This is a genomic window from Streptococcus suis (genome assembly GCF_029616525.1).
GTDB classification, from domain to species: domain Bacteria; phylum Bacillota; class Bacilli; order Lactobacillales; family Streptococcaceae; genus Streptococcus; species Streptococcus suis_AF.
This window is the reverse complement of record NZ_JANFME010000051.1, coordinates 1-1,295: the sequence shown is the minus strand read 5'-3', so window position 1 is coordinate 1,295 and position 1,295 is coordinate 1. Positions and strand designations below refer to the sequence as shown.

The following is a 1,295-nucleotide window of genomic DNA, read 5'->3' as shown; positions in this document are numbered from 1 at the left end:
GATTCAGAGATTGACTCTGAAACTGATTCGCTAATTGATTCTGATACAGATTCTGAAATTGATTCACTCACTGATTCAGAAATTGACTCTGATGTAGACTCAGAAATAGATTCGCTTACTGACTCGGAAATTGACTCTGATGTAGATTCAGAGATTGATTCTGATACTGATTCTGAAATTGATTCACTTACTGACTCAGAGATAGATTCTGATACGGATTCTGAAATTGATTCGCTTACTGACTCAGAGATGGACTCAGATGTAGATTCAGAGATAGATTCTGATACAGATTCTGAAATTGATTCACTTACTGACTCGGAGATAGATTCAGATACGGATTCTGAAATCGACTCGCTTACTGACTCAGAGATGGACTCTGATGTAGACTCAGAAATTGATTCGCTTACTGACTCTGAGATAGATTCTGATACAGATTCTGAAATTGACTCACTCACTGATTCAGAGATTGACTCTGATGTAGATTCAGAGATTGATTCTGATACAGATTCTGAAATTGACTCACTTACTGATTCAGAGATAGACTCTGATGTAGACTCAGAAATAGATTCGCTTACTGACTCGGAGATAGATTCAGATACGGATTCTGAAATTGATTCACTCACTGATTCAGAGATAGACTCAGATGTAGATTCAGAGATAGATTCTGATACAGATTCTGAAATTGATTCGCTTACTGACTCAGAGATAGATTCAGATACGGATTCTGAAATCGATTCGCTTACTGACTCAGAGATGGACTCTGATGTAGATTCAGAGATAGATTCAGATACGGATTCTGAAATCGATTCGCTTACTGACTCAGAGATGGACTCTGATGTAGATTCAGAGATAGATTCTGATACAGATTCAGAAATTGATTCACTTACTGACTCTGATATAGATTCAGAGACGGATTCTGAAATCGATTCGCTTACCGACTCAGAGATGGACTCAGATGTAGATTCAGAGATAGATTCTGATACAGATTCTGAAATTGATTCACTTACTGACTCTGAGATAGATTCTGATACGGATTCTGAAATTGATTCGCTTACTGACTCAGAGATGGACTCTGATGTAGACTCAGAGATAGATTCTGATACAGATTCTGAAATTGACTCACTTACTGATTCAGAGATAGACTCAGATACGGATTCTGAAATCGATTCGCTTACTGACTCTGAGATGGACTCTGATGTAGATTCAGAGATAGATTCTGATACAGATTCTGAAATTGACTCACTCACTGATTCAGAGATAGACTCAGATGTAGATTCAGAGATTGATTCTGATAC

1 protein-coding gene is annotated in these 1,295 nt (G+C 37.6%); it reads right to left on the bottom strand.

The features are described 5' to 3' along the window. Window positions 1–1,295: DUF445 family protein (locus tag NOL38_RS10380; protein WP_277942085.1), on the bottom strand; the 1,295-nt coding region annotated here is incomplete at both ends.